At 55.6% G+C, this 8,138-nt stretch carries 7 protein-coding genes; 1 reads left to right on the top strand and 6 read right to left on the bottom strand.

Features of this window, described 5'->3' with window-relative positions; genetic code table 11:
- Nucleotides 1-42: 42 nt before the first annotated feature.
- From IIY41_RS04040 to IIY41_RS04065, 6 genes are all read right to left on the bottom strand, one after another.
- Nucleotides 43-1,518, bottom strand: coding sequence for an L-fucose/L-arabinose isomerase family protein (locus IIY41_RS04040; RefSeq protein ID WP_287399833.1), 1,476 nt, complete (start codon nt 1,516-1,518; stop codon nt 43-45).
- 32 nt (nt 1,519-1,550) lie between these two features.
- Complete coding sequence (locus tag IIY41_RS04045; RefSeq protein ID WP_009326076.1) at nt 1,551-2,186, bottom strand: DUF4867 family protein; 636 nt, start codon at nt 2,184-2,186, stop codon at nt 1,551-1,553.
- A 45-nt stretch (nt 2,187-2,231) separates the two neighbouring features.
- The gene (gene xylB / locus IIY41_RS04050; protein ID WP_287399835.1) at nt 2,232-3,725 is read right to left on the bottom strand and encodes a xylulokinase; all 1,494 of its coding nucleotides are present in this window, start codon (nt 3,723-3,725) and stop codon (nt 2,232-2,234) included.
- A 240-nt stretch (nt 3,726-3,965) separates the two neighbouring features.
- Entirely contained in the window at nt 3,966-4,916 is a 951-nt protein-coding gene (locus tag IIY41_RS04055; protein ID WP_287399852.1) for an AraC family transcriptional regulator, read from the bottom strand.
- A 152-nt stretch (nt 4,917-5,068) separates the two neighbouring features.
- Nucleotides 5,069-5,497: a PPC domain-containing DNA-binding protein gene (locus tag IIY41_RS04060; RefSeq protein ID WP_333492280.1), complete on the bottom strand. Its 429-nt coding sequence runs from the start codon at nt 5,495-5,497 to the stop codon at nt 5,069-5,071.
- Nucleotides 5,498-6,132: 635 nt separating this feature from the next.
- Nucleotides 6,133-6,984 (bottom strand): LysR family transcriptional regulator, encoded by an 852-nt coding sequence (locus tag IIY41_RS04065; protein WP_009326080.1) that lies wholly within the window; start codon nt 6,982-6,984, stop codon nt 6,133-6,135.
- 110 nt (nt 6,985-7,094) lie between these two features.
- On the opposite strand from IIY41_RS04065, the gene IIY41_RS04070 reads away from it, so the two are divergent.
- On the top strand, nt 7,095-7,946 hold the full coding sequence (locus tag IIY41_RS04070) for an aldo/keto reductase (RefSeq protein WP_050004473.1): 852 nt from the start codon (nt 7,095-7,097) through the stop codon (nt 7,944-7,946).
- Nucleotides 7,947-8,138: the final 192 nt, after the last annotated feature.

Genomic DNA, 8,138 nt, shown 5'->3' on the forward strand with positions numbered 1-8,138 from the left:
CCCTCATCCGGGCAGTCCGGCCGCAAAACAAACCCGTAAATATTATACAAACGGATTCTCGCCGGGGTACGGCAGGCTCCTGGGCTGATTGTAGGCAATGTCCGTCACGCCCAGATACTTGAACACCTCAAACAGCGCCTTGCCCCAGTGCCCGAACGCCACCGCGCCGTGGTGCGGGTAACGCTTTGCAATCAGTACATGGCGGTAGAAGCGGTCCATCTCCGGAATGGCAAACGCTCCGATGGAGCCGAAGCTCTCGCAGTCCACGTCCAGCACCTGCCCCTGCGCGACGTATGCCTTCAGCTGTGTGTCCGCGGTGGACTGCAGACGGAAGAACGTGATATCGCCGGGCTTGATGTTGCCTTCCATGGTGCCGCGTGTGATGTCCGGCTCCGGTAGCTCCGGCTCCAGATCGCGTTTCATGATGAGCTGATAGCCCATGTGCGGGTCTTTCAGCATCGCACAGCTGGTGTTGCCGCAATGGAAGCCCATGAAGGTCTCGGGCAGGCGCACATCGTATCTGCCCCCGATGGCTTTGTCGTAAATGGATGCGGGCACGGTGTTGTTGATGTCCAGCAGCGTGGTGGGCGCGCCGGAAACGCACACGCCGATGTACTCGGACAGCGCGCCGTAAATATCCACCTCGCAGGAAACGGGAATTCCCATGGCCGCAAGGCGGCTGTTTACATAACAGGGCACAAATTTGAACTCCGTCTGGAACGCGGGCCAGCACTTGTTGGCAAACGCCACATACTGCCGCGCGCCTTTGTGGGCCTCGGCCCAGTCCAGCAGCGTCAGCTCGTACTGGGCCAGACGGGGCAGAACACCCGCATACTTGTTGTTTCTGCCCAGCTCCGCCTGCATCTCGGCCATTTTGGCCGGAATGCGCGGGTCGTCCGCATGCTTGTTGTAGGCGACCAGTAAATCCAGCTCGCTGTTTTCTTCCACCGCCACGCCCAGGTCGTACAGCGCTTTGATCGGCCCGTTGCACGCCAGAAAATCATCGGGACGCGGGCCGAAGGTAATCAGCTTCAGCCCTCTCAGGCCCAGGATGGCCCGGGCGATTGGCACAAATTCCGCCACCTTTTCAGCCAGCTCCGGCGCCGTACCCACGGGATATTCGGGAATATACGCCGTTTTTCCCCGCAGGCCCAGATTGTAAGAGCAGTTGAGCATACCGCAGTAGGCGTCGCCGCGCCCGTCGTGCAGGTCTCCGTCGCCCTCGGCCGCGGCCGCATACATAATAGGCCCGCTGAACCATTCGGCAATCAGCGTTTCCGGCGTTTCCGGGCCGAAATTCCCCAGGAACACGACCAGCGCATTCACGCCCGCAGCCTGCACATCCTCCACGGCCCGCCTGGCGTCCAATTCATTTTCCACCGTGACGGGACACTCGTACAGGCCCTCGCCATAGGCAGCCTTTATCGCTGCGCGGCGCCGCTCGGACAGCGCCATAGGGAAGCACCCGCGGCTCACCGCAATGATGCCCAGCTTTACTTCGGGAATATTTGCAAACATCTCCATCTCTCCTTTTCTGTTGTCCGGCCAGCTCACAGGCTGTCCGAAATATCGATATTTTCTCCTGCAAGGCCCACATAAGCGCCCTGTGCGGCTTCGTCCGACGCAGCGTGTGCCAGCAGCCATTTATTGCGCGCCCACAGCAAAGCATCCTCCCCGCCGCGCTGTACAACGGACGGCTTTTCGGTATTGGTGCCGCGCGGCAGCACAACGGCCGTGCAGAAGCCTTCCGCCGCATTTGTATGGCAGGGCGCATAGTGCAGCGTGGTGGCGTACACCTCCACGGCCATACCCGCCGGCACGCGGAACGCCTTTACTTTTCCGGTGTCCAGCACCCCGTTTTCGATCTCGTCCTGCTTTCCCAGCAGCAGGATAAAATCCCGCGCGCCCACATTCACCTCGCTGTCCCGGTGGTATTCCAGGCAGTTCAGCCTTGTGTTGTAGCCCCAGCACAGGCCCAGCTGTATGGGCATCCCTCCATAGGCGTTATTTTGCAGCGCGCCGTACAGCGCACATTCCTCCAGTACGGGGATGGAAGGTTCGTAGGCCGTGCCCTGCTCCGGCATGGGGATGGACCGCATGGCCGCACACAGAGGCGCGGTGTCGTAACCCTCCAGTATTTTGCCGTACGGGCGGAACGCCGCGTCTGTAACAGAATAAATTTTCATCGCACTTCTCTCCTTCGTCTTTGTAAACGCATACCGGGCCGCCGTTTACAGCAGCTTTGGAAACAACGCCCGGCATACCGGATAGATCTGTCGGAACTGTCGGTAGCGTTCCTCGTACAGCGCCGTCAGGGAAGCGTCCGGCTCCACGGTATCCACTGTGCGCACCAGCGCGGAACATGCCTGCGCCACGGTCTCATATTCTCCGCAGGCAACCATCGCCAGCAATGCCGCTCCGTAGCCCGGGCCTTCGGAGGTTTTCACCACATCCAGCGGAATTCCCAGCACATTGGCCAAAATGCGTTTCCATAGCATGGAGCGCGAACCGCCGCCGCAGATATTGGAGCGCGGAACGGAAAGCCCCAGCCCTTTCGATACTTCAAAAGAATCCCGTATGGCGAACGCCACGCCTTCCAGCATGGCCTGCGTCATATCCGCACGGGCGGTGTCCATCGTCATTCCCACAAACATTGCGCGGGCGTTGGTGTCGTTGATAGGGCTGCGATCGCCCATCAGGTATGGCAGGAAATACACATGATTCCTGCCCAGCATTTCGGGTGCGATCTTTGCTTCTTCGCCCTTGTAGTCATTCGTGCCGATGATCGCATCCTGCCACCATTTGTTGCAGCTGGCTGCGCTGAGCATACAGCCCATCAGATGCCAGCCGCCGTCCGCATGGGCAAAAGCGTGCAGGCCGTTGGTGGCGTCCACGCCAAACTTTTCCGAGGAAATAAAAATGGTGCCTGAAGTGCCCAGAGAGATATTGCACCTGCTGTCCGCATGGGCCGCTCCTGTGCTCACCGTCCCGGTGCCCACGGCCGCCGCCGCGTTGTCCCCCGCACCCGCGCATACCGTCACGCCCTGCGGCAGGCCCAATGCCGCAGCGGTCTCCGGAAGCAGCGTGCCCACGGGTGCAAAGCTTTCGTACAGGCGCGGCATCTGGCTTTCCGAAATGCCGCACAAAGCCAGCATGTCGCGGCTCCAGCACTTGTGCTCTACATCCAGCAGCAGCATACCGGATGCGTCGGAGTAATCCGTAGCATGCACACCGGTCAGGCAGTAGACAAGATAGTCCTTGGGCAGCATGATTTTCCGAATACGCGCGAACAGCTCCGGCTCATGCTTTTTCATCCAGAGCAGCTTGGGCGCTGTAAAGCCGGCAAACGCGATGTTTCCCGTGCGCGCGCTGAGCACCGGGCGCCCCACCGTATCGTTCAGCCAGGCTGTTTCTTCGGCGGTACGGCCGTCGTTCCACAAAATGGCCGGGCGCAGCACCGCGTCCGTTTCATCCAGCGCAACAAGGCCGTGCATCTGGCCGCCCACGCCCATGCCGCGCACCTCCCGCGCGTCAAAGCCGGCCAACAGCTCCGGCACGCCCTCCCGGCACGCCGTCCACCAATCCCCGGGGTCTTGCTCGCTCCAGCCCGGATGTGGGAAGCAGAGCGGATATTCTTTGGAAACGGTATTCCGCACACAGCCTTTTTCATCTACCAGAAGAAGCTTGCAGGCCGAAGTACCAAGGTCGATACCAATATACAGCATAGACACACCTCCTGTTGTCTCTTTCAGTATACCGCTGCAGCGCCCTGCTCTCTTTGACGATTCCGCATTTTAAATTAGACAAATTAGCTGTTTTTGAACTTTTGCTATTCTGTCCAGACGGAAAGGTGTTTCTTTATTCAAAACAGCAAAACCCGCCGGAGGCAAACGCCCCGGCGGGTATCCGTTTCCGGCCTGATATCTGCCCGCATGCCTTCCTCACCGGTTTGCGCATCGTACGGCTTATACGCCGGGAGCGTATTTCGCCTCGAAACGTTCCAGCAGTTCCAGGCTTTTTTCACGGGAATAAAACCGTTCCAGTGAATGGAGGCTGTGGTGTACCTGCATTTCATCCAGCACCGGGCTCTGGGGCTGACGGCTGTACTCCTCCGGCGTCATACCCAGCCGCTTTTGAAACGCCGCTGAAAAATACCTGTAATCGGAAAAACCGGACGCTACGCATACATCCAGCATTCGCCGCTGTCCCGCGGCGATGAGCTTGCACGCGCAGTGAAAGCGTACCGTATTCACATACTCCTGAAAGCTCTGTCCCAGCGCCTCTTTTACAAAATGCGAAAGATAGCTCATGGAACGGCGCTCGGCCCGGGCAAAATCCGACAGGCGTATCTTGTGCATATAGTTCTGGTCCACAAAACGGATGAGCCGCAGCAGGCGCGCGTTCCGCCGCTCGCGTTCGGCATTTTCCTCTGCCGTGAGCAGAACATGCGGCGCCGCAGCCAGCAGGCGGTACATCAGCAGGTGCACGTGTCCGGCACAGCACAGCTCGTAGCACGCGGGGCGCTCCAGATATGCGCGCATCACGTTCAGCAGGCCGCGCTGCACCTGCGCAAAAACGTCAGGAGACAAATATATGCCGGGGCACACGCCGCCTGTCCGGATGTTCCGTATGGCGGGAAAGCATCCCGCAAGCATCGTGGGAGCAACCTGCAGGCACAAAAAGGTGCAGTTCTCCTCCACCTTATGGAATTCATGAGTCTGCTGCGGGTCGAACAGCACCATCTCACCAGACTGTGCCACGTGCCGGAAGGGTCCCGCCTGCACGGAGAGTCTTCCCTCCATCAACCAGATCAGTTCGAATTCCTCATGAACATGCGGCGTGCGGTAATCCACTGTGTCAAAAAAAATCCGCAGCCCGTCGATCTGCGGGTGTTGAATAATCTCGGTTTCGTTCATGCGCTTCCCCTTCTTTCCACTTTTCGGGCCGCCGCACGCCGGCATTTGAAACAAGCCCGAAGAACAGCGGTCTCTGTCCTTCGGGCTTGTTTTGATTTTCCCATGTGCTTGCTTCATTGCTTCCGGTAAAAAAACTGCTGCCCTATACAGCCTTAAAACCGAAGCAGATTCAGCCCGATCTGTTCGTCGTAGTACCGGTCCACGGTTCCCTCCAGGATATTGACCACCATTTCACAGGTGGCGCTCACCACCGCTCTGTTCAGGTGTCCGCCAAAGACCTCTCCCTTATCATTGCCCGCGCTCATGTGCAAATGGCAATAAAACGCTCCATCCATGGTATTGATCGTTCCGGTCAGAGAAACGATTTCAAAGCTGCCGCTGAAATCATTTGCAAGATACTTCTTATCATCTGTTTTGAACACACCCACAGTAAAACGGTCGACTGCACCAAGCGCCTGAACGCTGGCCAGCTTTATCCGTTCCTTCAAGGCAAGCTCTTTTACCTGCTCCAGTATCTCCTCGCCCTTATCCAGCCGCACTATGATGGTTTTGTCAAATCTTCTGTATTCCAATATCTTCACTCCCACTCGTTGCTGAGTATCATATTCTAACGAATTTTGCTTTGGAAATAATTATTTGATATATCCATATCATCCAGCCTATAGTTATCAATTTGTTATCAGGTGTGATAACGGTAGACAGCGCACATCACCTTTTCTCTGGTAGTTTGCGACTCTATTATACCATGACGCCGCAAAGCGGCCCCAACAAAACCGCACCTGCCGCGGTTTTGCATGGTTCAATGTTCTCAAAGCCCTGTGCGCCAGCACAGGAGCGTGTGCAGCGCACACACTCAGCCGCGTAAGCGGCAACTTTGAGGTTATTATACCATGACGCCGCGAGGCGACCCCAACAAAACCGCACCTGCTGCGGTTTTGCATGGTTCAATGTTCTCGAAGTCCTGTGCGTTAGCACACAAGCGTGTGCCATGCACACGCGCAGCCGCGCAAGCGGCGGCTTTGAGGTTATTATGCCATATTTCTAAGCTCTCACTTCGCGTACCGCTCGTGTTCACTAAGAAACATGGTATCTATGCCGCTAAACTCATGCTTCGCCTGTGGCTCGCATGCGCTAACCGGATATATTATACCACAATTAGGCTGAAAAGGACCGCCCGCATTTAAATAGGCCCGACCGGTGCAAGGAACAGCACTTTTCATTTCATTTTTTCCAACGCACGAAATACTTGTCGATATCTGTCTCTGCTCTCCGCTCTGCACACACAGTAGTAGGTCGCCTCTGCCTGTTCGTCAATAATGGGAATTACAACTCGATTTTGAGGAACGCCGTCCCGCTCCATGTGAGCGTCCGTAATAAAAGAGGGAAACGCTCCTGTTCCCGCCACTTCTCCAAACGCGTCCCATTCGTTCATCATAAGGAAATGTGCATTCGGCAGCTTTTCCCGACAGAAGCTGTGCCAGAAGCCAATATCTGTATACAGGAGAAGATTTTGCCCATCAATGTCCGCCGGGGTAAGCGCCTTTCGGTTCGCTAAAGGGTGCTCCAGAGGGACCGAAAGGAACAGACGCTCTGTTCGGAATGGTTGCCCATACAGATCAATATCCGGGGGACTATGGGTAACAATGAGTTGGTACATCTCTTTATTCAGACCAGCCAGCAATTCTTCATCTGAGTTTTTCATCTCCGTGGAAACGTTCATTTGAGGATAGAGCCTGGAGAGCAGCGGCAACAAGTCCCAGAGAGGCACCGGGGCGCAGCCCCCCACAGAGAGAGTGCGGCGGCTTCGGTCAAAAAGGCGCAGCCTCTCCTCCATCTCCCTACTCTGCTCCAGCAATTTTTCTCCTAACTGAACAGCCATGATGCCATTCTCATTAAGAGCAATCTTGTTCTTTGATCGTTCAAACAAAGATACCCCAAGACTTTCCTCCAGTTTTTTCATGGATTGGCTTAAAGCAGGCTGGGAGATATGCAGTTTCTCCGCCGCCCCAGACAACGTGCCCTGCCGGGAAAAGGCTATAAGCTGCTCCAATAAATAAAGTTCCATCATAGGCCCCTCTCAGTATTTGTTTTAATTATAGCATATTTGGAAATAAATATTGTACTTTCCCAAAAATTCTTGCTATCATGACATCATAAAATTCAAGGAGGTTCTCCCAAATGGATGATATCACTCTGAACAATGGCGTAAAAATGCCCCCGGAGGGTTTTGGTGTCTTTCAGATTCCCGGCCCTACACAGTGTGAGCAGGCGGTTCTGGACGCTATCAGTTTCGGTTATCGCCTAATCGACACCGCCGCCGCCTATATGAACGAGCAGGCGGTAGGTGCCGCTCTGAAGAAATGCGGCGTTCCCCGTGAAGAACTGTTTGTCACCACAAAGCTGTGGGTGCAGGATGCCAGCTACGAAGGAGCGAAGGCGGCAATCCAGCGTTCCCTGGACAACCTGAGTTTGGATTACTTGGATTTATATCTTATTCACCAACCCCTTGGCGACTATGTAGGGGCTTACCGTGCTATGGAGGAAGCCTACCAAAAGAAGGAGCTCCGAGCCATCGGCGTATGCAATTTCTATCCCTCCCGGCTAGCCGATCTGTGCGAAACAGTAGACGTGATCCCCGCCGTTGACCAGGTAGAGCTTCACCCTTTCTTCCAGCAGGAGGATGCCTTGGCACTAATGAAGGAGTACGGTGTCGTTCCCGAAGCCTGGGGGCCTTTTGCCGAGGGTAAGTTCGGCATTTTTACCCACCCGGTTTTAACGAAGATTGGGAGCAAGTACGGCAAGTCCGCCGCCCAAGTGGCCCTGCGTTGGAATGTTCAGCGGGGAGTAGTCGTTATCCCGAAGTCCGTTCACAAGGAGCGCATAGAGCAGAATCTTGATATTTGGGACTTCCAGCTCTCTCAGAAAGACATGGAGGAAATCTCCGGGTTAGATGTGGGGCATAGCGAGATCGTCAGCCACGATGATCCCGGCTTTATCAAAATGCTCCATGGCTTGAAGATACACGACTGACAAGAGCAGAAGAGCAAAATACAGGAGGCCGGCATCCACCGGCCTCCTGTATTTTTGTATGTCGAAAACCACTCGCTAGGCGAGTGGTTCAAAAGAAGACTAATGTCGATAATGGGAAAAGAAAAACTCCCTTTGCTATACTGGAAGTGCGGTCTGCGAACTGCACAAGCAAGCAAAGGGAGGACATTCGAA

Source organism: Ruthenibacterium sp. (genome assembly GCF_017421385.1).
Classification (GTDB): domain Bacteria; phylum Bacillota; class Clostridia; order Oscillospirales; family Ruminococcaceae; genus Ruthenibacterium; species Ruthenibacterium lactatiformans.